The organism is Acinetobacter uliginosus (genome assembly GCF_044130295.1).
Taxonomy (GTDB): domain Bacteria; phylum Pseudomonadota; class Gammaproteobacteria; order Pseudomonadales; family Moraxellaceae; genus Acinetobacter.
Map to the genome: position 1 here is coordinate 14,812 of NZ_JBIQOC010000031.1, position 22,287 is coordinate 37,098.

Annotated in this window: 22 protein-coding genes, 2 tRNA genes, 3 pseudogenes and 1 other annotated feature; of the genes and pseudogenes, 12 read left to right on the top strand and 15 right to left on the bottom strand. The window is 37.0% G+C overall.

The genetic code is table 11. From position 1 onward, the window contains the following. Window positions 1-188: 188 nt before the first annotated feature. Window positions 189-821: a DedA family protein gene (locus ACE01T_RS07805; protein ID WP_180176459.1), complete on the top strand. Its 633-nt coding sequence runs from the start codon at window positions 189-191 to the stop codon at window positions 819-821. Here ACE01T_RS07805 and ACE01T_RS07810 read toward each other — a convergent pair. From ACE01T_RS07810 to ACE01T_RS07830, 5 genes are all read right to left on the bottom strand, one after another. Then, on the bottom strand, window positions 818-1,408 hold the full coding sequence (locus ACE01T_RS07810) for a LysE family translocator (protein ID WP_166169809.1): 591 nt from the start codon (window positions 1,406-1,408) through the stop codon (window positions 818-820). The genes ACE01T_RS07805 and ACE01T_RS07810 overlap by 4 nt on opposite strands. Before the next feature lie 220 nt (window positions 1,409-1,628). Next, window positions 1,629-2,018, bottom strand: coding sequence for a hypothetical protein (locus tag ACE01T_RS07815; protein ID WP_395519062.1), 390 nt, complete (start codon window positions 2,016-2,018; stop codon window positions 1,629-1,631). Between the two features lie 15 nt (window positions 2,019-2,033). Then, window positions 2,034-2,870, bottom strand: coding sequence for a ParA family protein (locus ACE01T_RS07820; protein ID WP_395519063.1), 837 nt, complete (start codon window positions 2,868-2,870; stop codon window positions 2,034-2,036). Between the two features lie 82 nt (window positions 2,871-2,952). Beyond that, on the bottom strand, window positions 2,953-3,345 hold the full coding sequence (locus ACE01T_RS07825) for a SirB2 family protein (RefSeq protein WP_395519064.1): 393 nt from the start codon (window positions 3,343-3,345) through the stop codon (window positions 2,953-2,955). 16 nt (window positions 3,346-3,361) lie between these two features. Continuing rightward, window positions 3,362-3,673 (bottom strand): BolA family protein, encoded by a 312-nt coding sequence (locus ACE01T_RS07830; RefSeq protein WP_092820057.1) that lies wholly within the window; start codon window positions 3,671-3,673, stop codon window positions 3,362-3,364. A 234-nt stretch (window positions 3,674-3,907) separates the two neighbouring features. On the opposite strand from ACE01T_RS07830, the gene ACE01T_RS07835 reads away from it, so the two are divergent. Both ACE01T_RS07835 and ACE01T_RS07840 read left to right on the top strand, forming a co-directional pair. Continuing rightward, window positions 3,908-3,980, top strand: a tRNA-Gly gene (locus tag ACE01T_RS07835). A 48-nt stretch (window positions 3,981-4,028) separates the two neighbouring features. Further along, window positions 4,029-4,104 (top strand) — tRNA-Gly (locus tag ACE01T_RS07840). 325 nt (window positions 4,105-4,429) lie between these two features. Here ACE01T_RS07840 and ACE01T_RS07845 read toward each other — a convergent pair. Continuing rightward, window positions 4,430-4,657: a helix-turn-helix domain-containing protein gene (locus ACE01T_RS07845; RefSeq protein WP_005094613.1), complete on the bottom strand. Its 228-nt coding sequence runs from the start codon at window positions 4,655-4,657 to the stop codon at window positions 4,430-4,432. Between the two features lie 112 nt (window positions 4,658-4,769). On the opposite strand from ACE01T_RS07845, the gene ACE01T_RS07850 reads away from it, so the two are divergent. The 6 genes from ACE01T_RS07850 (at window position 4,770) to ACE01T_RS07875 (ending at window position 8,547) form a co-directional block, all read left to right on the top strand. Further along, on the top strand, window positions 4,770-4,979 hold the full coding sequence (locus ACE01T_RS07850) for a hypothetical protein (RefSeq protein ID WP_000122748.1): 210 nt from the start codon (window positions 4,770-4,772) through the stop codon (window positions 4,977-4,979). Between the two features lie 19 nt (window positions 4,980-4,998). Then, complete coding sequence (locus ACE01T_RS07855) at window positions 4,999-6,180, top strand: Arm DNA-binding domain-containing protein (RefSeq protein WP_395519066.1); 1,182 nt, start codon at window positions 4,999-5,001, stop codon at window positions 6,178-6,180. Beyond that, complete coding sequence (locus ACE01T_RS07860) at window positions 6,173-6,421, top strand: hypothetical protein (RefSeq protein WP_130130609.1); 249 nt, start codon at window positions 6,173-6,175, stop codon at window positions 6,419-6,421. Before ACE01T_RS07855 ends, ACE01T_RS07860 begins: the two co-directional genes overlap by 8 nt. A 69-nt stretch (window positions 6,422-6,490) precedes the next feature. Further along, window positions 6,491-7,045: a DUF1376 domain-containing protein gene (locus ACE01T_RS07865; RefSeq protein WP_395519067.1), complete on the top strand. Its 555-nt coding sequence runs from the start codon at window positions 6,491-6,493 to the stop codon at window positions 7,043-7,045. A 10-nt stretch (window positions 7,046-7,055) separates the two neighbouring features. After that, window positions 7,056-7,799 (top strand): ATP-binding protein, encoded by a 744-nt coding sequence (locus ACE01T_RS07870; protein ID WP_395519069.1) that lies wholly within the window; start codon window positions 7,056-7,058, stop codon window positions 7,797-7,799. Window positions 7,800-8,058: 259 nt separating this feature from the next. Beyond that, a complete protein-coding gene (locus tag ACE01T_RS07875; RefSeq protein WP_395519070.1) occupies window positions 8,059-8,547 on the top strand; it encodes a hypothetical protein in 489 nt (162 codons plus the stop codon). A gap of 65 nt (window positions 8,548-8,612) precedes the next feature. Here ACE01T_RS07875 and ACE01T_RS07880 read toward each other — a convergent pair whose 3' ends face one another. From ACE01T_RS07880 to ACE01T_RS07895, 4 genes are read right to left on the bottom strand one after another with little or no spacing between them, the layout of a single operon-like run. After that, a complete protein-coding gene (locus ACE01T_RS07880) occupies window positions 8,613-10,733 on the bottom strand; it encodes an AIPR family protein (protein ID WP_395519071.1) in 2,121 nt (706 codons plus the stop codon). After that, on the bottom strand, window positions 10,730-11,716 hold the full coding sequence (locus ACE01T_RS07885) for a PD-(D/E)XK motif protein (protein ID WP_395519072.1): 987 nt from the start codon (window positions 11,714-11,716) through the stop codon (window positions 10,730-10,732). The genes ACE01T_RS07880 and ACE01T_RS07885 overlap by 4 nt, the downstream gene beginning before the upstream one ends. Next, complete coding sequence (locus ACE01T_RS07890) at window positions 11,716-14,424, bottom strand: Z1 domain-containing protein (protein WP_395519073.1); 2,709 nt, start codon at window positions 14,422-14,424, stop codon at window positions 11,716-11,718. Before ACE01T_RS07890 ends, ACE01T_RS07885 begins: the two co-directional genes overlap by 1 nt. After that, window positions 14,417-15,886: an ATP-binding protein gene (locus ACE01T_RS07895; protein WP_395519074.1), complete on the bottom strand. Its 1,470-nt coding sequence runs from the start codon at window positions 15,884-15,886 to the stop codon at window positions 14,417-14,419. The genes ACE01T_RS07890 and ACE01T_RS07895 overlap by 8 nt, the downstream gene beginning before the upstream one ends. 320 nt (window positions 15,887-16,206) lie before the next feature. On the opposite strand from ACE01T_RS07895, the gene ACE01T_RS07900 reads away from it, so the two are divergent. Beyond that, window positions 16,207-17,745 carry a DNA cytosine methyltransferase gene (locus tag ACE01T_RS07900; protein ID WP_395519075.1) on the top strand — a complete coding sequence of 513 codons (1,539 nt, stop codon included), beginning with the start codon at window positions 16,207-16,209 and terminating at the stop codon, window positions 17,743-17,745. 74 nt (window positions 17,746-17,819) lie between these two features. Here ACE01T_RS07900 and ACE01T_RS07905 read toward each other — a convergent pair whose 3' ends face one another. From ACE01T_RS07905 to ACE01T_RS07915, 3 genes are all read right to left on the bottom strand, one after another. Further along, window positions 17,820-18,266 (bottom strand): very short patch repair endonuclease, encoded by a 447-nt coding sequence (locus tag ACE01T_RS07905; RefSeq protein WP_395519076.1) that lies wholly within the window; start codon window positions 18,264-18,266, stop codon window positions 17,820-17,822. A 116-nt stretch (window positions 18,267-18,382) separates the two neighbouring features. Next, complete coding sequence (locus ACE01T_RS07910; RefSeq protein WP_395519077.1) at window positions 18,383-19,432, bottom strand: HNH endonuclease; 1,050 nt, start codon at window positions 19,430-19,432, stop codon at window positions 18,383-18,385. Window positions 19,433-19,434: 2 nt separating this feature from the next. Beyond that, the gene (locus ACE01T_RS07915; RefSeq protein ID WP_395519078.1) at window positions 19,435-20,025 is read right to left on the bottom strand and encodes a class I SAM-dependent methyltransferase; all 591 of its coding nucleotides are present in this window, start codon (window positions 20,023-20,025) and stop codon (window positions 19,435-19,437) included. A gap of 95 nt (window positions 20,026-20,120) precedes the next feature. Between ACE01T_RS07915 and ACE01T_RS07920 the strand changes: the two are divergent. Continuing rightward, a pseudogene (locus tag ACE01T_RS07920) lies at window positions 20,121-20,348 on the top strand (integrase core domain-containing protein); the annotation flags it as partial. 88 nt (window positions 20,349-20,436) lie between these two features. On the opposite strand, the gene ACE01T_RS07925 reads toward ACE01T_RS07920, so the two are convergent. Beyond that, window positions 20,437-20,715 carry a helix-turn-helix domain-containing protein gene (locus ACE01T_RS07925; protein WP_053579060.1) on the bottom strand — a complete coding sequence of 93 codons (279 nt, stop codon included), beginning with the start codon at window positions 20,713-20,715 and terminating at the stop codon, window positions 20,437-20,439. After that, window positions 20,708-21,571: pseudogene (locus ACE01T_RS07930) on the bottom strand (type II toxin-antitoxin system HipA family toxin); the annotation flags it as partial. The gene ACE01T_RS07925 and the pseudogene ACE01T_RS07930, both read right to left, overlap by 8 nt. A gap of 48 nt (window positions 21,572-21,619) precedes the next feature. Between ACE01T_RS07930 and ACE01T_RS07935 the strand changes: the two are divergent. Next, window positions 21,620-22,287, top strand: a pseudogene (locus ACE01T_RS07935) (IS3 family transposase); the annotation flags it as partial. Beyond that, window positions 21,895-22,011: a sequence feature (AL1L pseudoknot), on the top strand. (Overlaps the previous pseudogene by 117 nt.)

Genomic DNA, 22,287 nt, shown 5'->3' on the forward strand with positions numbered 1-22,287 from the left:
ACCTTTTGATTTTTTGTTTTAATGACCTTTTCATCCTAAGGCTGTTTTTATCAGGATCAATAAATAATTTGTAAGATAAATCATTGCAACAAAGGAAAAGATGAAAACGCAATTAATTTTATTTTTGGTACTGACTTTCATGCCCCAGACTGCTAGGATTTCAGCACATTTTTGCTGTCTGTAGCGCCATGGAACTGCTTGATTTTATCTTACACGTTGATGCCCATCTGCTCGAATTTATCACCGATTACGGCGTGTGGATTTATGCCATTCTTTTCTTGATTATTTTTGTAGAAACCGGTTTGGTGGTTATGCCGTTTCTGCCAGGTGACAGCCTACTGTTCGCAGCAGGAGCCTTAGCAGCGTCCACAGGCGCAATGAATCCTTATATTCTGGTCATCTTGCTGTTTACTGCCGCAGTATTGGGCGACACGCTGAATTATCATATTGGTAAATTTATTGGACCGCGTGTCTTTGAAATTGAATCACGGTTCATTAATAAAAAGCATTTAACCTATACGCAAAAATTCTTTGAAAAACATGGCGGAAAAACTATTATTTTTGCCCGTTTTATTCCTTTCGCCCGTACTTTTGCCCCGTTTGTCGCCGGTGCAGGTCACATGAATTATAAATATTTCCTCAGCTTTAATGTCATTGGTGCCATTTGCTGGGTCGGTTCTTTTGTGATTTTAGGCTACTTATTTGGCAATATGCCGATTGTTAAAGACAATTTTACCCATCTGATTTTTGGCATCATTATTATTAGTGTCTTGCCGGGCATTATTGGTTTTATTCGCCAGAAACTCAAAAAGGCGCATTAAAAGAAGCGAATCACAACGGGTAACATACACATAATCAGCAACATGGCCGATCCTTTATATAATAGATCGGCTTTTATTTGCCTAGACTGACCCGCCAGAATAGCCCGCCCAAAAAACATCCAGAACACCACAGTAGGTAACAGGACCAGACTGAACATTGCAAATACTAAAATAAAATTGGTGGGATTGTTCCAGGTTTCAAGCGGTAAAACACCGGCAGCAAATAATAAGGCTTTAGGATTTTTGAAGGTAGAAAAGAACAGTTGCCGAGGTCGGATCGAAGGATGACGTTGATTATGCTTTTCTAAATCTGATGCTTTCCACAAATGAAAAGCCATCCAACTCACATAAATGGCGCTACAAAAATGCAGGATATGAATAAAGTTCGGCCATACTGGATCACACAAATGAATAAGTAATGCCCACAAATTAATGGCATAAAAATAGCCAAGCATTTTTGCCGGAATAAATAGACTGGTTTTAGCAATGCCTTGTTGATAAGCCGAGCTTGCAAGTAATGCATTGGTTGGACCCGGAATCATCAATACCGCAATCACTGCCAATACAAAAAGCCAACTCTCGATCATACATACCTGATATCACCATCCTGATGGAGCACACCATATATGAAACCGATAAAAAATGACAAGTATTTCTCGATAAAAAAACATCACCTGATGCGTTTAAAGATTCCATCAAAAAATAATAACCAGTTGATATTAATAATATTTACATTGAAAAATTTTGCTAATATTTTATCACCCTGCTGTCGGGTACAGTACCTCAACAGCGGGATAAATTGATGAATTATTGAACTTTATTACGAACAATAATTGGGCAGTTTTTGAATTTTGCTGCCTGAACCACGGCTTCCTGTTCACCCAATAGACGTGCCAGTTCAGTGTTTTTACTATTTGAAGATTGTCCCATATTGACTGAAACACTCGGAGCGATTCCCCAGCCGCCATGACTGCCCCAACCACCGCCTACACCGACACCCACACCGACGCCAGTGCGTTTTGGTGCCTGCACACCATTGTCGATATATTGCTGAATACGATTATATTCACTTTGCAATTGCTGGCAATTGAGCGCTTGATACTGAGTCGGAGAAACATAACTCGGTTTCACCGTCGTTGCACAAGCACTCAATAAAACCGTACTTCCCAAAAGGAAGCCTAGATAAATCGTTTTCATGAGAAATCTCAATACTTATATATGCTCAATTTCATTGAACAACGATTGATAGGCTTGCGTCAATTTATGATCAGTTGCCAAATAGATTAAAGGCTGATTTTTAAGATGCGATTCCTTCATTAAAATGGACGGCGGCAACATGCTGTCTAATACAGGCAAGCTTTCATCTTTGAGCTGTTGCACCACTTCACGCGGTAATTTGGCCTGTGCCTGGAACTGATTCACCACAATCCCTTCAATTTCCAGACGTTCATTATGGTCATCCTGAGTTTCAATGACATTTTCAATCAGGGTCTGTAAGGCACGTTTTGAAAATACGTCACAATCAAAAGGAATCAGCACGCGACTGGCTGCAATCAGCGCCGACAAGGTAAAGAAGTTAAAAGCCGGCGGCGTATCGATATACACCCGGTCATATTGCCCTTGCAGTTGCTGCAAGGCATCCCGCAATTTATAAATCTTATGTTTCGACTCCAAGGCATGTGCCAGCGCACCCAAAGTCGGACTTGCAGGAATCACATCCAGATTTTTAAAAGGAGATTGATGCACATAGCGCTCCAGACCTTTATCCCGGTTCTTTAAAATCGAACCAATGGCATTGCCTAAAAGTCCTTTGCTTTGGGTGGTCCCCAGCACCTCTTCAAAATAGTTTTCAATATTGGGTTCCAGCGCCGGTTTATCCACGGTATAGGTCGCATCATCCCCCAATAGATATTGACTGGAATTGGCTTGTGGGTCGAGATCAATCAGCAAGGTTTTCAACCCCTGATGTGCGCTAATTGCAGCCAGATTGACGGCAATACTGGACTTGCCTACCCCACCTTTTTGATTAAAAACCACACGTATCAGCATTGGAAGCCCCTATCATTTATAGTTATCTATGAATTGCAGTTTAACCCACACGTCTTACATCTAAAATAATCATGTCTAACAATTAGCCAAAATTCGGCTTAATGATGACTAATCCCATAATGGCGATCAGTGCGACCCCTGCAATCATTAAACCTGCGCGACGCTGCACCAGTAAAATACTGTCATCTTTTTTATAGGCTTTAATCAAGGAAGAAAATAACACCAAAAATAGGATGATCTTGGCATAAAACCAGGATTGTACTTCAAAATTCTTGATCACTAATGAAGTTAGCCCGGTCAAAACAATAACCGTCATGGCAAGATGTTGCCAGGCGACCAAAAATTTTCGTGCCACCGGATTGGGCTGATTGTCCTTGACTCCAACAAATAAAGTAAAAGCACGTGCAAGGATTGCCCCAATCAATAAGGTCACAGCAATCATATGCACAATTTTTACCGTCAGCTGCATATCCATTGTTTAATCTTCCTTATTATTCTGCTTTGGGCGCATGTGCACATTCAGGACTTGGCGTGTCTTGTCCTTGCCATTCTGATGGCAAAAAAGCATGAATCGCCAGGGCATGAATACGGCTTGGCGCAAGCAAGTCCCCTGCTGCTGCATAAATTTTTTGATGACGTTGCACTAAACGCAGGCCTTGGAAAATGTCACTGACCACAATCACTTTAAAATGCGATTCTTTACCCGGGAAATAGCCGCCATGACCGGAGGATTCGTTCACTACTTCTAAATGAACCGGTGATAACTCTTGCAGGCGTTGAATCAACTGTTGTTCTAAATTCATCAAGATGCTCCCAAATAGCTCAATCTCTGGCTTCAGTATAGCGTGTTCCGATTCAATCTTCGTGTCTGTCTACCCTATCATTCCTGCATTTCAAGATAAAAATTTCTTTTTAAATCTCAATTTTGTTTATAAAAGCAACAAATTTAAGCAAAATGGTTTTATTTTATGCAATCGACATAAGTTTTTTCACAAAGTTATTGACCCTATTTTTGCATAATGTATTATACACGGCATGCGGGAATAGCTCAGTTGGTAGAGCATAACCTTGCCAAGGTTGGGGTCGGGAGTTCGAGTCTCCTTTCCCGCTCAAAATTTTTTCATTTAGTTTTTTCACTTAAAAAACTTTATAGACTCCGCGGGAATAGCTCAGTTGGTAGAGCATAACCTTGCCAAGGTTGGGGTCGGGAGTTCGAGTCTCCTTTCCCGCTCCAAATTCAAAAAGCCCTGATCGAAAGATTGGGGCTTTTTTCTTGTTGATTTTATTATATTTTTTAAAAACTCTCCTTCCTTTATTATTCGATTCAATAAAAAATATTCTTAATGTAATTCGTATTTTGTGACCAAGATGTGACCATGGCGTGCCCACAACAAAAAAAATGGTCTCAATTGACCTTAAATGTCCTCAATCGATCACCACTTTCAGAGCTTTTTTGAAGGCAAAAAATCACCCTGTTCTCTTCCAAACAAGGTATTTTTTACCAAATGATCAATAATTTGTGACCATTTTACTTTTTGATGTGACCATTTGTGACCAAACTAGCTATTATCATTCTGATTATTATCAATTTTCTTAAAAATCAATAAATCACCCACTTCTACATCTAATGCAATACAAATTTTATCAATTGTCTCAAAATCAATCCGTACAGATTCATCATTATAAAGTTTATGTAAAGTAGATTTATTAATTCCAGTACTTCTCACCAAATCAGCAACCTTAAGTTTCCTTTCTGCTAATAAAACTGCCAAGTTTGAAATAATCATAAAATTTCCTAGTTAAATCATAAAAAGTACTTGCAACAACATAAAAATATGATAATTTATGTCTTAGGAATAATTTTTCCTAGTTACCTAGTAAAAAATATGAGGCTCTATTATGTCATATACCTATCTCACAGCCCAGCAACTGGCTGAAAAAATCCAGTACGACGCTCGTACCATTCGCAACCAGCTGAAGGACAGTGTCTTTATTGAAGGTGTTCACTACATCCGTCCTTTTGGTGGCCGCAAAATTCTTTTTGTTTGGGAACGTATTGAAACTGAAATGCTTAAATTCACTGGTTTAAGCATGGATGCTTTGCAATAAAGCTTAGGAGGTTTAACTGATGGCTACCATCCGGGAACGAAGTGGCAAACTGATTGCCGACTTTCGCTACATGGGCATTCGTTGCAGAGAAACAACCAATCTTGAAGACAATGCCTATAACCGTCGCATTTTGAAAAAACGTCTCGAACAGCTTGAGGCAGAAATCACCCTGGGAACTTTTGAATACGAAAAGTACTTTCCAAAAAGTAACCGTGTTGAGGAGTTTAAGGAAAAAAGAAGTCAGCAAATCGCTGTACAAACCAAAGTACCTCTTTTTAAAGAGTTTACTGCAGTGTGGTTTAAACAGAAACAGATTGAGTGGAGAACATCCTATCAACACAAGGTTTCAATTATTATTAAAAATTATTTGATTCCTGCTTTTGGTAATCAGGTTCTCTCGAAAATCAAGAAGTCAGACTTGCTGAACTTCCGTGCCTCTCTCGCCAAAGTGACACACGGAAAAGATCAGACAAGTCTGAAAGCATCGAGGATCAATCAAATCATGACGCCTTTACGTATGATACTAAATGATGCGGCTGAACGATACGAGTTTGAATCGCCTTATAAAAATATTAACAATCTGAAGGAAAGCAAGATTGAAGTCACACCTTTTTCTCTGGAAGAGGTGCATAAAATTCTTACCACGGTGCGTGAAGACTTCCGCCCCTATTACACCATTCGCTTTTTTACGGGTATGCGTACCAGTGAAATCGATGGTCTGCAATGGAAAAATATCGACTTACAGCGTCGTGAAATCCATATCAGAGAAGCGTTAGTAAATGGTGTTCTTGGTGGAACCAAAACTTATGGCTCTGACCGCACGATCCAGATGAATGACCGGGTTTACCAAGCCTTTCTGCAACAGAAAAGCTTAAATAATGGTAAATCAGAGTTTGTATTCTGCAATCGTGACGGTGGACCTCTCGATTACCGTCTGGTGAATAAACGTGTCTGGCATCCGATCTTACGCTTTCTAGGATTGAAGCCTAGAAGAGCCTATCAAACACGTCATACCGCAGCAACACTCTGGCTGTCGGCAGGAGAGAATCCGGAATGGATCGCACGTCAATTGGGACATTCAACGACTGAAATGCTATTCCGGGTCTATAGCCGTTACATCCCCAATGTTACGCGTCGCGATGGCAGTGCTTTTGAAGCCATGCTGGAAAAACTAAATACAGAGGAGCTTGCACATGAATAGTAAAGCTTTCTTTGGTGGTGTGGTGGTGAGTCCTGAAGCGGATATGGTCGCTCGTGAATTAATCCATGAGCTACACATTCCCAAACTGCACAATCTGGCATTTTTGCTGGAGATCAACAAATGCTTCGATGACCACCAGGCATTGAGACTCTGGTTACAGCGAATGCTGGATGAAGGACAAGCCCATTACGACGACCTGGCCCAACAGGCCCGCATCCGGTTAATGAGCCTGGCTCCCTGATCAAATAAATATACAAGGTCATCTAATTGATGACCTTAGCCCCTCTATACCTATAAAAAAGGTGAACACATGCATAAAGATATTTCAATTTGGATGCCACTCTATATTGGCGACCTACAGGCGAAATTTGCACGAATGACAGCAGAACAAATTGGTGCGGCACTGCTGTTAATGATGGATTTCTGGAAAAATGGTGCTATTCCTCATGACCTAGCTACGGTATGTAGCATCACAAAATTACCGCAACATACCAAGGCTAAAACTTTGTTGAATACGCTGTTGGCCCTGGAATTGTTTGAAATCGAATCTGAGCAGATTCATTCAAGTTTTTTAACCAGTTTAAAAAGCCAGGCATTGCAAAATCAGCAAATGAAATCTGATAAAGCTAAAAATGCAGCTCAAGCACGTTGGGGGAAATCCGCAAGCAATGCTCAAGCATCAGCCAAGCAACGGAAAGTAAATGCTCAAGCAAATCATGAGCATAGCCCGAGCATTACTCAAGTCATGCTTGAACCATGCCCTTCATCTTCATCTTCATCTTCATCTTCATCTTCATCTTCATCTTCATCTTCAAATTTTGAAGAAAAAAATGAGAGTTTTTTAGAAAATTCAAAATGGATTTAGGAGAATAATCATGAATACCATGCTTAAAACGCTCCAGTTTCGCGCAGAAACAACAGAAACACTCTGCCCTACCCATCACATACCCCTGATGGAAATTGCCGGTCATAGGCTCTGTAAATTATGTGCGAAAGAAACCGTCCATCACTCACATGCAACCTATGCAGATGAGCTGCAACAGCGATTTCTACAACAGAAAATCAAAAACTCAGGGCTCAACAAACGCTACCTGGATCGTGGCTTCAAGAATTATGTAGTTGCATGTCCTGCACAAGACAATGCCATCAAACTATGTCAGGCTTTTGCACAGCAGATTATTTCTGACAATTATCCAAACCTGCTACTCATTGGTACACCGGGTACAGGAAAGACTCATCTGAGTGCGTCAATCATTCGCAACATTCTGCATAACAGCACAAAATCTGCACGCTACTATACCAGTGCAGAAATTGCTCAAAAAATGATGGACACCTGGTCAGATGCTTCACGCTCTGAAAAGGAAGTTATCAAACATTTCTCCAGTTTTGATTTATTGGTGATTGATGAATATGGCTTACATGACCGACATGAGAAACGTCTGGAGATGGTACATAAAGTTCTGTATAGCCGTTATGACAATATGAAGTCCACGCTGCTAATTTCCAATTTCACATTACAGAATATACAGCGGGATTTAGGTGTCCGATTATGGTCACGGTTACATGAGAACAATTTGATTGTAGTACCATGTTATTGGGATGATAAAAGGATTTCTTAATCCATTCTGGAAAAAGAGTCCTGAAAGGCCTCTTTTTCTCATTAACCTATTAAAAAATATTAATCCTCTTGATATTTTATAAAAGCAAATTTATTAAATATGAATGAGAACTCTTAATTAAGTATCAAGCAATAAACATTTTGCTAAAGGTTGACAGGTTTATGAGCTTTAGGATGAAAATGCTAATATAATCATAATGGTTAAGTATTGTAGATAATTATTTTAAAAATCTTGTAAATTCTAAAATTAGGATATTAAAATGCGTAAAGACCTGCTATTAGAACTCGCTGACTTTTTGGAACAACTAGATCCCAAAAGATTTAATATTCAAACTTGGCGAAGACCTAATAAAAGATCAGTGGGCTTTGTAAGTGATGAACAGCTACAAAACGACTGCAATACAGTGGCTTGTGCAATAGGATGGGCAGCAATACTACCAAGCTGGAAAGAAGCAGGGTTTTATATTGATAAGTTAGAAGTAGAAGCTAAGCATTTAAGCTCTCCATTAAGCCAACCACATAGCATGAGTATGATTCGCTGGAAGGGTAATCCCAAGATTGATTCTTATGAAGCTATCCAAGAAGGCTTAAATCTTTTCCCTCGTATGGCTGAAGTACTCTTTGACTACAACAATTATGCTGATGAAGAATTTACCGACGCAAAGACTGTAGCCGAGAGGATCAGAGAGTTCTGCTCAACTCTTGAAGAGGAACTCCAAAATCTGATTTACTCTTATGATGATCACTGAAAATGAGCTAGTATAAGTGATAGTAATGTTCAAAAAAGAGCCTCAATAATATGAGGCTTTTTAATTTAACAATCATGCAATGACACTTTTTCATGCGACTGAAATTTTGCAAACTCACCCCCATGTTGTTCAAGTAATCTATCCAATACAAAGCATTGCTTTGAGGATAAATCCTTAATCTTTAATCCTGCCGCTTTTAGAATACCTTTTTCCTTAAATCCAACTTGATGTTCTTTTTCTAGATACTGTAGAAACTCTCTCCAGAAATATTTATCTATAGAATTGATTTTGTTCTGAATAGATATAGCATCTTCAATTTTCTGTTTATGATTTGCTTCATCAACGATTAATTCAGCCTTATCTTTATCAATTAACTCTTTGATAAACTCTGAGGTAATAAATGTATCCAGTTTTTCTGACTGGGCTATAATAGTACCCCAACAAGCATCTTTCTTGGCCCATTCAGAAATATTATTTGTTGAACGTGCTTGGTTTGGACTGATAAGAATATTATTTATCTCCCTAGTGAGTTCAACTAGAACATTTTCAAAATTAACTGAGAGGCATTGCTCCTTCCATAATTTTAAATAATCAATTTTTTTACTATTTTTCTTTAAAAAATTAGATAGATAAGCAAGGGTATATATAACGATATTGGCTCTATAGCCATTTGTATACCATTCTTGGGCCGACACCAGTTTTTCAGTTTGTTTAAAAATAATAGCTCGTGCTACAATTTTTTTAAAGTAATATTCGTTTACCTTCCCTTCGGCCTCCATTTTTTTCCAATTCCTAGAAATATATTCTGAGAATTTTGAAAAGTTTTTTTGCGCACCCATATTTACCCATTTAGGCTCAGAGTTATCCCATATCATCATATATTTCGCTAAATCTGTTTTAGTAAAAAGCTGGATTTTGGGATACTTTATTTTTAATAAATTACGGTTTCCACTTGCCAACATTTCATTATATTGTCCACGTGAACGCTCATAAAACCATCCTGAATCCCTCACGACCGTTTTTGTTGGCGGTGCCCATAACTTTCTTGATAATTCTTCAATCTTGATATGATAAGGATGATTAGCAGAAAGATCTGAGACATTCACTTTATTTTGAGTATTGGCATATTCAGAAATTTTGGGAATTATTTTCTCACTTTGACTATCAGAAACTATAGTTAGTTTCATCTGAACAAAAATCTTGGAAAGATCTGCTTTATCCTTTATTTTTGCTTTTGCTAGAGAGGCAGTGGTTTGTCCGCCATTTACTATCTGTAAGTCAACTATTCGTGAAATACAGCTGCGTCCCTCCTTATAAATAATTTCTATATCAGAGGCTGTAGCAGTAATACCATTATTATAAGAAAAGAAATATTCTGGTTCATGTAAAATAGTATTTCTGATTCCTTTATTAACTCCTCCTTTTGCTTGTAAAAAGCTGCGTACATTTTGCTGTAGCAATCTCGCTCCATAATCATTATATAAATCAGCAAGAATATCACCTGGACAAATAACTAGATAAGAAGGTAAAGCTGTATCACCTAAATGGGCATGTAAACAATCTAATGGTGATTGATAATTTTTAACAAAATCAATTTGTAAAGCCTCACGGCTTGAATTAGAGGATCTTAATTTTTCCAGACGACTAATATCCCATAAATGATATTTGATATTAATGCCTTCAAACTCTTCTCTTTTTATCTCTTTAAAAGATGCCGAAATTTGGCGTTCACTTAAAAAGAAAAGATTAACTTCCTCTATACTATCTTTATAAACATCAATATATTCAGAAAGTCTATATACATCTGTTGATGGATCCAGTTTTTCATAAAACTCATTGCTATATGATTCTTTGAAAAACTTAAGCAAACGCTTAAACCATAAACTGGCTTCAGTCTGAGTTAAAGTTTCTAGATCCAAGCGTTGATCATAATCAGTTACAACAAGATTTAATGTTACGGCCTCAGTATTATCATTAGTATCAATATTGAACCCATGTATGTAGGCTCCTTTAGTACCTACATGATTCGTATTTTCACATAACTGGAAATCTGGTAAATCTCCGATTTCTATTAGCTCATGTATATATTCACTAATAAAAGCTTCAATACTGTAAATATTAAATGCTGCTGCTGATACAGCAACGTCTTTTTTTAATGTATTAAAAAAATCTGTAGATAAACTCATAATGCATCACCTACATCTGTAAAAAAACTTTCATGCTTATAACTATCAATTATGTTTAGATCCAAATCATAAGTAACATTAAGTATGCCCAATGGAATTAAACTTGAATCAAGTCTTGGAAATCCATCTTTGACTTCGTAATTATTAATTGGGCGGATAATATAATTATAATCATCATAAAAACTATCAGGAATATAGTTACATTCAATTAATTTACGCTCAAAGATATCGCGTTCATGAAAACCAAGTTTCGCCATGATTCTTTGAGATAAAGTATTTAAATTGAATTTTTCCTTAATATTCTCTGGGGATCTAATTACTGCATATACACTTAAAAGTAAGCGTGAGACTGTACTGTCGAGCTGGCTTAGGGATGAGATACGAATATGTCTTTTATCAGTACTACTTACTGACTTGACCTCAATTGCCAGATCCTTATACAGGAAATCATGTTGAAGCCGTTGTGGACCATACCATCCATGAAGGATTTTTTCATATTCTTGAGGAAACAGTTCAAATAACTGGTCAAGTAAATACATTTCTGCCAGTAGGCCACGTATCTGCTCCTCAGTTAATTTCCCTTCTCTGCTTGAAGATAAAAACTTTTTCCAGATCTTGAGCTTAGCTAAAACTCCCCCAACTAGATCCTTTTCATTTTTACAGTGTTTTAGCCCTTGCAGTACAAACCAGATGAACTGATCAAAGTAATCCAGTAGCTGGTCATCTTTGAGCTTCAACAATAAAGTGAATGTACTTTTTCCAGTTTCTAAATGTCTATAATCCAGATGAATTGCTCTTAGATCCACTTTATGTTTTAAAAATAGTTTACGCAAATCTTCTGAATGCTGGATAAGAACACAGAATGCACCTTCATTATCTCTAGCAATATATAAATCAGCACATAACTCTTCTGCTATCCGGCGTGTTGTAAATGAATTTTCTGCAGATATTGTTAATTCATCCCATGCAAAATTTCTGTTCATTAGGCCACCTCAAACTCTGTATCTGCAGCAAAGAATGAGCTTTCGGAATAGACCCTATTCCCATAAATTTGAACCTGCTTTTCAGAATCCCCTGATGGGAAACTTAAACTTAAGCCTGGTACACCTTTAATATTTTCTTGAGCAAAGTCGATTACTTTACCTATAACTTCATCATCATTTATAAAATCATGTTCTAACATGTCTACTAAATAGCAGATTAAAAGTGGTTTCTTACGTTTGTCTATCAAATCTTTAGGCTTAGTAGCGTCACCTATTTGTTCTTTTAAGAGCCCTATTTTCAGATCTGCAACCGAACCTAAACGGCTTTTGTTCAAGACAAAATTATCACAATCACCTTTATAAACCTTTCGTTCTATCGGCTCCATATCCTGGAACTCGATCAACGTTTTCCCATTAAGCTCCTTGGTTCTAAAAATAACATCCATATGAGGATACTTAAACTGAATCTCAGCCAGATAACGTACACATGCTTCCATAATCTCTTGATTATCTGATACTTTATCACTTACACCGAACTCATATTGACTTAGAAAATCAATAACATACGAGGTTTTTACATCAGAGAAAAAACTTCCTGTACGATAAGTATCCAAGCTATGTTCATTCTTCATTTTTTTTGAAAAATCTTCTAGTCTCTTAAAATTTTTAGAGTGAATATTTATTTGATTACTGAAACTAGTTTGTTCTTTTTGCTCACCACTAAAACTTCTCCTTAAATAACCACTTTCAGCACTGTACATTTTATTGCGAGCTGTAATCATCAGTCCTACATCGCTCGCCCGAACATACAAACCAAAATCTCTTGGAGTTTTCTTGAGCTGATTCATTTCAGCAATTTGTCGACGAACATCATCTGCCGCCTGCGTAATATGTTCATACCAAGAGAAGGCTTCATCTGTCATATAAATACGACATAAATCTTCATATTGAGGGCGATAGCCGAACCAACGTCCCATTTGAAGTAAAGTGTCATACATTTGGGTACTACGGTAGAAATAGCTTACTGTTAATCCCTCAATAGTTAATCCGCGTGATAAACTGAATCCACCAATCGCAATAACCATCAGTCCACGTTTTCCATAACTTGAATAATCCAAATTATCTTGTGAGTTACTATTTACAACGCAGGTTTTAAAAACATATTCTTTTTCAGAACTATCAAAAATTGATCTAAGTTGTTCAGAAATCTGTTCCCAATGTATCAGCTTTTCATCCAAGTCTTGTGATTCTGCATAATGCTTATTAAATGTTTTATGCATTAAAGCTATATTTTCATGCTCTAAAGCTGTAGACATTGCGGAATAAGCAAGAATTTCATTACTTACCTCGTCAATATAATCTAATACCTTATCTTTAATCTGGTTTTGCACATTTACAAATGTAGAAACGTTAATAAGCATTGAACAATGTTCATGAACGTCATGTCGAATATTTCGGATACATTTGCTTATCAAAAAAGAGGCGATAGCTTCTTTAAGTGATCCAGGTAAGTCTTTTAACACAAAAGTTTTTTTATGTTTTAATGGGATATATTTACCTATTTCCTGTGGATCTAATGTCACATGTACATATCGATATTCAGGTTCAAGAAATATTTTTCTGGCACCAAAATAATTTGTTGGGGCATCTAAGTTATAGATAAAGTCTTTTGGAAATAGGTCTTCAGCACACTCCCCATAAGAATTAGGATCAATAAAAATATTTGCAAATGGTGTCGCAGTATATCCAACATAACATGCCTGATTAAAAGACTTTAGAATTGTTCTTAAATAGTTATTTGTCTTTGTTGGATCCAAATCTGGAATGTTTGTATTAATTGAGGCGTTATCTGCTTCATCATCAATCATTAATAAAGGTACATTATTAATTACCCCATTAGCTTTTAACCCGTTCATATTAAAGTTTACAAGCCATTCATACAGATTCTTTAAGGTCGTTACATTTTTCTTGATTACAAGAATAACAGGTTTATTAAACCCCCCAATTTCTGTGGCTATACTTGTCGCAAGGGTTTTATTAAAGTCTTGCTCAACCGTTGTAAATGAAACCGGATGTGGAAATTGTCCAGCGAATTCTGCTCCAACCCCAATCGGAGTTTTTTTACTATCTTTGGCACTAATCCGGCCTATGAAACCCTCATCAATACGTTGCTGAGTTTGTGATCTGAGATTATTATGGATCCCTGCAATAACAATAATAAATTTATAACCTGCATCGGCAGCTTTTGTGATTAATGATAAATAGTTACTTGTTTTTCCTGACTGTACATCACCAATTACAAGACCTCTTCGCTGAAATGATTTGTCTTTCTCTTTAGGATCACTTAAAAGACTTAGAATTGATTCATTAACTCGTGAAATTGAATTTACTACCCCTGGAGGCATACCCTTCCCACGTAAATAATTTTCATATGACGTAGCATAAATTTTTTCGTTATTTTGAATGCGGTTAATCCAATCCTTATTGTGTTCAGCTTCCTCACTAACGACTGAAGCACCCAACTCCATTCGGCAATTTACTTTGGATTCTACATAGCGGACTATGTTATCTACTTCCCCTTCGTAACAGAGATAATCCGCTGTACTTCTTACAACACTCTCAATGTAAGTAATTTCATAAGGCCCCTCTGTTTTTGAACACTTAAAAATTGATGTTTGTGCTACATTATATTGTTCTGAATTAAGCATAATATGCTTCTAACCACTCTTCTAGATTATTGCTATATTTCTCAAATAAACCGCATGCTAAAGCAGCCTGTTTGAAGTTGTGTTTATCCATTTGTTTTGCTTCCATGAAATCTGCAAAATCAATAAATTTTTCTTGCATCCCCTCCAGATCATAATTGTCATGTAACGATATCTGTTTAGGATTAGAAGTCATGTCTGCATAAATACTTTGGACTGGTAAACTGCTTTCCAGAATTTCCAGCAAGGTATTAAAATTATTTCGCTGTTCCTCTGAAAGTGAATTTTTAAACTTCTGATAAACAGGAAAGTTTTTGTTAATTCGGTAACTTATATATTCCCCCGAAAACCTGTTCCAAGGCACTTCATTAGTTTCTAAAGCTTTATTAACTCTTCGAGATGACAAACGTACGCTAGCTTCCGATATTCTACCAATAACCTGTTTTAGCCTCTCCAAAACTGCAAGTGGTGGTGTAGCTTTGGATTTTTTAATATCAATAGCCCATAGATCATCAATCTTCTTATCAAAATTAATCTGAACACGTGCATATTTGGTTGCTTCTGATTTTGGAATTAACCGAAACCAGTCTCCCCATACCATTAGACGATGATTACGATAAACATAAGCACCCTGATTATTTAAAAAATCACTTCTTTTTTTGAAAATTTCATAATCACTTCTATCCATTTTAGAAAAATGAGGAAGAATAAAAGCCTGAATAGTAACGATAGAATCGTTAATAACTATTTTTTCTTGGGCTTGGCTTTGAGTAAAACTGTTTTGTAAACAGAAGGGATCAAAAGGTTGAAGTTCTATGTTATTTAACGATATGGATATTTTTTTTCCATAAACTTTTCCTTCAAGAAACTTATGAAACACTAACTCCAGATGTTCTCTTAGTTTACTTAGTAACCCAGCAACCTGGCGTTGGGAAAAACCATCTTTGTCACATGATAAAACTCGATCTAAATTTTCCCATATGACGATGGTTCCATGCGATTTTATTTTTTCTAGATATCCTTTATCCAAGTTGATATCTTGAGGATCAAGGATCTCTAATAACCATTGATCCTGCTCCACTACATAATCCAGATCCCATCTGGCAGCAGAAATTTTGCCATCCTTTGAAGAAATTACTGTTAATCGACGCGCTTGAGAAAAGGAAGCTGTCTTAAGCCCCAACCCAAACCGTCCTAAATCCTCATCTGATCTTGCAGCAATAGGGCTTTTTGTAGCAAACCTGAGGGCATCATATAATTCTTCATCACCCATCCCTATCCCATTATCAATTATCAAAAAATGTGGTGAGGGATTTTCTAAAAAGATTAGTTCGATCTTATCTGATGAAGCTGCAATACTGTTATCAATAATATCTGCGACTGCTGTATCAAGTGTGTACCCTATATCACGCATAGATTGCAAAATTGAAGCTGCGCTTGGTTGAAGTAATCTGGTATCACTCATTTCTATTATAAAACTTAAAAATTTACTATTTATTCAAATATACCAATAATTTAATTTTAAAAACTATATTTCATGTATTTATTCAATAAATATTTTCAAATCATTGTGAATAATCCATTTTTTAACAGGATATGTAGGATCCCTATAGAATGAATTTGCTAAAATAGTTAACTCTAAAATTCTCATTTTTCCACTAAAAATATTCGAAAATTCATATTTGTAGATGTTTACTAATTAACTCCTCTTTAAAGTTTTTTTAGGTATTGTTTGATTGACAAGACCTGGTATTATGCATGTGTTTTTTCAATTATCAGGCTGCTATGAAAGATAATGATATTTTAGTGATTGATCTGTTCTCAGGCCCAGGCGGGCTAGGAGAAGGATTCGCCTCTTACATAGATGATAATAAAAACTATCCTTTTAAAATCGGTATGTCTGTTGAAAAAGATCTTCATGCACATATGACACTAACTACTCGAGCTTTTTACAGACTTGCAAAGCAGAAGGGCTGTCTAGATGGTTACTATCAATATTTAAATGGCAAAATTTCTAGGAACGATCTCTTTAAATCACATGAAGAAATTTATAGATCAGTTTTTAAGGAAACTTTAGAAGGTCCTTGTGAATTAGGTAAAGATAACGACCACATTCATGCTAGGGTAAAAGAGCTAACAGAAAATCATAATGGACCTAAAATTTTAATCGGAGGCCCGCCCTGCCAAGCCTATAGTTTAGCTGGTCGTTCTAGAAATGCAGGCAATAAAAACTATGTACCCAAAGAAGATCATCGCCACTTTCTTTACAAAGAATATCTACAGATTCTATCAATTGCAAAACCTGATGTTTTTGTCATGGAAAATGTGAGAGGGATTCTTACTGCAAAAGTTGAGAATCAACTCATATTTCCTCAAATTCTTAAAGACCTGCAGAATCCTTCAGAGATTACAGAATCAGAAGCTTGCCCTTCATACCAAATATATTCTCTTGTTGAAAAAACAGAAGAGGGAGATAAATCTACTGCAGACAAACTGAACTACCTGATTAAATCCGAAGAATTCGGGATTCCTCAAGCTCGACACCGAGTTATTCTGCTTGGCGTGAGGGAGGATATTCAACAGATACCTGATATCCTGGATAAAAATATTTATCCTAAAGTTTCGGTTAAAGAAGCTATTGGCGATTTACCTAAATTACGAAGTGGATTATCAAAAAAAGTTGATTCTTATGACGCTTGGCAGGAAGTTGTTTCAAAAAATGCAGAGACATTAAGCAAATTACATAATATCGGTGTTGATGTTAATAAAACACATCTTCAACCATATAAAGATTTAAATAGAAAAGAAACTGTTCATAAAAATAAATCATCAAACCAGTTGCCAAAACATTTGAAGCAATGGATCCTTGATCCTGAACTGAATCTAGTTCTCAATCATGAGACAAGAGGACATATGGAGTCAGATCTGCTCAGATACAGTTTTTGTGCATTATATGGTGAACAGAGAAGGTTCTCACCTAAAGCTGAAAATTTCCCGACTAAGCTTGCTCCGCAACACCAGAACTGGAATTCTGGGTCTTATAATGACCGTTTTCGTGTGCAGCTTGCTAATAAGGAAGCTACTACAATAACAAGCCATATTTCAAAGGATGGTCATTATTTCATTCATTATGATCCAAAGCAGTGTAGAAGTCTGACTGTAAGGGAAGCAGCCAGATTACAAACCTTCCCCGACAATTATATATTTGAAGGAAACCGTACTAATCAGTATACGCAGGTCGGAAATGCTGTCCCCCCTTTTCTAGCGCGCCAGATCAGTGAAATTGTGTTTTCATTATTAAAAAAACATTATGGTAATTTATAAAAATTAGATTCTGATGTTCAGTCATTCATGACTGAACATCAGACTTGCTAATGAATATCAGCTTTGAAAATATCTTAAATTACCTCAATAAAAGAGCTTTCACTTAGTAACCATTCGGAAATTACATTGATTACCCTATCTGGATCTTTGGTTGCACCTCTAATACTACATTCCCAGACAACGCTTACCTTCCAGCCATTCTCTAATAAGAAATTTATTGATTTACTGTCATTAGCCTGGTTTTTGGTTATTTTTTCCTGCCAGAATTCAGTTCTGGTAGCGGGTAATTTAAAAAGACGGCAATTCTTATGACCATGCCAAAAACATCCATTTACAAAAATAACAGCCTTATATTTAGGCAGAACAATATCGGGTTTACCAGGTAAATCCTTTACATGAAGACGAAAACGAAATCCTTTTTTATGTAGTAACCTGCGGATGAGTATCTCAGGTTTTGTATTCTGACCTTTTATACCCGCCATCATGCGACTTCGGGTAGAAACATCAACGATATCTACCATAGTTTATACTCAGCTATTCTGCTTTACACCTTTGTCAGTTGATTAAATTCTTCTTAAACATGAATCAAATCTATCTCTTTATTAAAACAAATTTGGTCTTCAAGTATAGTTAGACTTTATGAACTACTGTGATATATCTGTATATCTTTCCCACCCAACCAAACTAAATACTCATTCTCTATTGCCTGCTTATACGCCCAGTCGGCAACCCGATGTGAACGCTGCAAATCAGTGAGAAAGCCTAATTGAGAAATCTCTCGAATAATCGAGTGATCATGCAGATGATTACGCTCCTGCCACTGATGTAAGAATTGCTGTGATGCTAAATAATTACTTTTTTGTGAGTTGCATTTTTCATCTGCCAGAACAAAGTTATGTCCTGTATCGGCAGGATATAAAGACCATGGAATAAAATGATCCACTGCATATTTGGAGTGTTTTAGGCTTTTGCCGCAATAGAAACATTGGCATTGCTGTAGATCAATCAAAAAGTCTGCAACCTGCCCCAATTGATTCCGGTTAGGTGCAAACATGAATTCGTCCAGATCAGGCAAGCCATCAAGTACAACCAGGTTCTGCTTATTCAGCCGGACAAAATCAATCCAGCGCTTCTGGCACAATTCTTCAATAATTTCACTGAACTGTCTCAAACAATACATCACTTTGGGTAAAAGCTTGAGGGACTGCTTGGAATTCTCAAGACTGTAGAGGAACTCCACGGTTTGACCATTCAGATTCTGCAAATACACCACCGGCATTTGCTTGACGGTCGCTGCAACCACTTTCTTGAGCCGATTCCAGTGAAACTGGTCTTTTCTTAAGACGGCCAGCGTTTTGAATTGTTGCTGTGCTTTCTGGATTTCACTGATGATCTTTGCCTGCTTACCTGTGCTTTGATGAATAGTAAAAGGCTCATACTGGTTAAACTGAAACGGCAGTGATTGTTTCCAGTACAGGTCAATAAACTTTTCAGCGATATCCTGATATTCCAAATGCAATGCAGCACCGTTATCTTGACCCTGTTCAATCGCCAGACGCGTGATACTTATCAGCAAAGCAAACTTATACGTTGAAGTAAAAGTCCCTGACTGCAATATCTGTTGAATATGCTTCAAGAATTTCAACTGCTCTTGGGGTGTTGGTATTTCAGCTTTACTGAACAACATGTCTAAGCCTGCTCTTTTCTAATCAGAATATTTAACCACTCTTCTTTACGGTCTGGACGTTTATCTACAGTAATCCATTGCTGTAACAGTAAAGCCTGATCTATTTGTTTGAGTAAGTCATGAGCTTGCTGCTCATTTAAATCAGTAAAGCAGCGCCCTTCTTTCTCACGGTCTGTATTGCCATATTTAAAAGACATGTAACACACGCCATTTGGCTTTAATGCTTTTAATATTTGCCCCAGCACTTCAGGCAGACGATCTCTTTCACAATGTAAAAGAGAAGCACAGGCCCAAATCCCATCATACTTAGCGACTTCATTCAGCTCGTAAAAACTTTGCTGACGTACCTCGATGCCTGTCAGCTCTCTCGCCTTTTCAACCAGCTCGGCAGAATAATCAATTGCTGCAACTTGATAGCCTTTATTCTTAAATGCCAAAGTGTCCCGCCCCGAGCCACAGCCCAAATCCAGGATCGATGCCTGTTCCGGTAAATACCTTAAAAATGGTGCGTAAAGACTTTCCATTTCAAGCTGATAGGTATTTTCAAAAAATGCTTGAGCATGCTGATTGTAATAATTTGATGTTTGATTCATTGCATAAAAGCCAATATCTTATGTGAAAGAACATACTGATATTTCACCAGATAAGTCAAATGATCAGTCCTATGAATGAATCAAACTCTTATTTCATCTGTGAACGCTTCCATAAAACAATACTGCAGGAGTTTTATCAAATTACATTTAGGAAAAAGCTTTATAGCACACTAGAAGAGTTGCAGACGGATCTAGACGACTGGCTGAAATTCTATAATACTGAACGGACTCATCAAGGAAAAATGTGCTATGGTCGTACACCATTTGAAACTTTACTTGATGGAAAACAAATTTGGGCTGAGAAGAATTTAGCTCAAATTTAACCTGACAGGCACAATAAAAAATGGGTAACTGTCAGATCAGGTTTGAGCTAGTACACATTAAGGTCGAAAATATCCTGATAGAAAGTTCTCATTTCTTCACGACAGTTAATTTTAAACCAAATGGGGTTAAAAGTTTTAGCATTGTTTCTAAGGTTGGATTTGCATCTGATCGCTCGAGCTTCTGTAAAGTTTGAAGCGAAATTTTAGTGATCTTGGACATTTCATGTAATGTCAGATGCAGCTCTGTTCTAATGAATTTTGCAATGACATGTATCGGCCAGTCTGGATTAAGCTGAATCATTTCTAAGACATATTGTCTTTTTCTAATTTGCTCTATTTGAGAGAGTGGAATAAAACGTTTATCCATAACAAATCTCCTTTAATTGTGCGCAAATACCTTCAATGCGATATGCACAATTTTCTAGAATTTCATCATCTATCCCGATAGATTTCATATGGGTTAAAAGCCCTTGATACAAAGGTAATTGTTCAGAAAATACAGATTTTATTTGTTCTATGGTTAAAGAACTGCATTCTACAATTTGATGAGCAATTGAAGCCCAATTGTTATCGTCTTTTTCCCATCGAGTAGATCTCGCGATTCCATCAGGATGTAGCCACATAGGGGCAAAATCAAATAAAGGCGTTAATTGAATATCGCCATTGTTAAGCCTTTGAAATGCCGTATTACGGGTATGATTATCTTTATTTCCTAAAGCGATATTGGCTAAATCTCTTTTTACATATTCAAGAATTTCTGTTTCTGGATCCGTACAATAATTCATGATAATTTTGCAGACTTCGTTATGAGACATTTTTACTCCGAAGCCAGCTTTTCCACTAAAAGAAGCTAAACTTTCTTGGGCTATTCTTTCAACACGGTTATCAACCACTTGCCGATCAAAACGTGGAATAAATAAAGTTCTTCCATGTAATTCTAGAGGTCTAAACACTCGCAATCCTAAATATGCTGCTATTTGCATATATAAGGGTTCTTGATTCAAAATTTTGTTTAGACGTTGATCCGTTCCTCGGCTAAATTTAACCAACCAGTGCTGTTTAGCCATTTCATCAGGTAACGTATGATCAAGATAAAATAACTCATCATGACCTTGTGTGAGTAATAGTTTTGGCCACTCGCCTTGAACACCAGATGATCCAGAGATAAATAGTCCAAAAGATGATAATGACTCAAGAAACTCTTCACTACGTTCGATAATTTGAACCGTACCGGGTTTGTCGGAGACTCAATATTCTGAGAGACTATTCCGATGAAAAAACCAAACTATACCCCCGAAATTAGAGAAAGAGCGGTTCAATTACTAATTGAATCTGAAAAAGATTATCCTTCTACTTGGGCAGCAATCACAGCTATTGCGCCTAAAATCGGTTGTACTCCTGAAACATTGCGTGTTTGGTATTTAAAGCATATGGATCAACTAAATCCTGCCAAAGTACAACAGATATCTGACCAAGAAAAAATGAAGCAAATGGAACGTGAAATTAAAGAATTAAAACGTGCCAATGAAATTCTACGTAAAGCAGCCGCTTTTTTCGCCCAGGCGGAGCTCGACCGCCCACACAAATAATGGTGGATTTTATCCATAATAATAAAGAGCTGTACGGAGTCGAGGCGATTTGTAGAATTTTACCGATCGCACCCTCAACCTATTACCGGACTCTAGATCTCTGCGAAAATCCAGAACATCGAGCAAAGCGAGATTTACATGACTTGCATCATGCTGAGGAGATTAAACGAATTTGGAAGGAAAGTTCAGGTCGGTATGGTGTACGTAAAGTCTGGCAAAAACTGAAACGTGAAGGCTATATTATTGCACGCTGTACTGTTGCTCGATTAATGAAAAAGCTAGGTATACAAGGTGTTTGGCGGGGTAAGAACAAACAAACCACCCGTAGCCGAGATGACCAAAAACGAGCA

Excerpts from the sequence above, each read along its gene's own strand:
- ACE01T_RS07895 (WP_395519074.1), bottom strand. The coding sequence starts at position 15,886 with ATGAGTGATACCAGATTACTTCAACCAAGCGCAGCTTCAATTTTGCAA.
- ACE01T_RS07880 (WP_395519071.1), bottom strand. The coding sequence starts at position 10,733 with ATGAGTTTATCTACAGATTTTTTTAATACATTAAAAAAAGACGTTGCT.
- ACE01T_RS07815 (WP_395519062.1), bottom strand. The coding sequence starts at position 2,018 with ATGAAAACGATTTATCTAGGCTTCCTTTTGGGAAGTACGGTTTTATTG.
- ACE01T_RS07925 (WP_053579060.1), bottom strand. The coding sequence starts at position 20,715 with ATGGATAAACGTTTTATTCCACTCTCTCAAATAGAGCAAATTAGAAAA.
- ACE01T_RS07890 (WP_395519073.1), bottom strand. The coding sequence starts at position 14,424 with ATGCTTAATTCAGAACAATATAATGTAGCACAAACATCAATTTTTAAG.
- ACE01T_RS07875 (WP_395519070.1), top strand. The coding sequence starts at position 8,059 with ATGCGTAAAGACCTGCTATTAGAACTCGCTGACTTTTTGGAACAACTA.
- ACE01T_RS07915 (WP_395519078.1), bottom strand. The coding sequence starts at position 20,025 with ATGAATCAAACATCAAATTATTACAATCAGCATGCTCAAGCATTTTTT.
- ACE01T_RS07885 (WP_395519072.1), bottom strand. The coding sequence starts at position 11,716 with ATGAACAGAAATTTTGCATGGGATGAATTAACAATATCTGCAGAAAAT.
- ACE01T_RS07910 (WP_395519077.1), bottom strand. The coding sequence starts at position 19,432 with ATGTTGTTCAGTAAAGCTGAAATACCAACACCCCAAGAGCAGTTGAAA.
- ACE01T_RS07865 (WP_395519067.1), top strand. The coding sequence starts at position 6,491 with ATGCATAAAGATATTTCAATTTGGATGCCACTCTATATTGGCGACCTA.
- ACE01T_RS07855 (WP_395519066.1), top strand. The coding sequence starts at position 4,999 with ATGGCTACCATCCGGGAACGAAGTGGCAAACTGATTGCCGACTTTCGC.
- ACE01T_RS07830 (WP_092820057.1), bottom strand. The coding sequence starts at position 3,673 with ATGAATTTAGAACAACAGTTGATTCAACGCCTGCAAGAGTTATCACCG.
- ACE01T_RS07805 (WP_180176459.1), top strand. The coding sequence starts at position 189 with ATGGAACTGCTTGATTTTATCTTACACGTTGATGCCCATCTGCTCGAA.
- ACE01T_RS07870 (WP_395519069.1), top strand. The coding sequence starts at position 7,056 with ATGAATACCATGCTTAAAACGCTCCAGTTTCGCGCAGAAACAACAGAA.
- ACE01T_RS07820 (WP_395519063.1), bottom strand. The coding sequence starts at position 2,870 with ATGCTGATACGTGTGGTTTTTAATCAAAAAGGTGGGGTAGGCAAGTCC.
- ACE01T_RS07845 (WP_005094613.1), bottom strand. The coding sequence starts at position 4,657 with ATGATTATTTCAAACTTGGCAGTTTTATTAGCAGAAAGGAAACTTAAG.
- ACE01T_RS07850 (WP_000122748.1), top strand. The coding sequence starts at position 4,770 with ATGTCATATACCTATCTCACAGCCCAGCAACTGGCTGAAAAAATCCAG.
- ACE01T_RS07825 (WP_395519064.1), bottom strand. The coding sequence starts at position 3,345 with ATGGATATGCAGCTGACGGTAAAAATTGTGCATATGATTGCTGTGACC.
- ACE01T_RS07810 (WP_166169809.1), bottom strand. The coding sequence starts at position 1,408 with ATGATCGAGAGTTGGCTTTTTGTATTGGCAGTGATTGCGGTATTGATG.
- ACE01T_RS07860 (WP_130130609.1), top strand. The coding sequence starts at position 6,173 with ATGAATAGTAAAGCTTTCTTTGGTGGTGTGGTGGTGAGTCCTGAAGCG.
- ACE01T_RS07905 (WP_395519076.1), bottom strand. The coding sequence starts at position 18,266 with ATGGTAGATATCGTTGATGTTTCTACCCGAAGTCGCATGATGGCGGGT.
- ACE01T_RS07900 (WP_395519075.1), top strand. The coding sequence starts at position 16,207 with ATGAAAGATAATGATATTTTAGTGATTGATCTGTTCTCAGGCCCAGGC.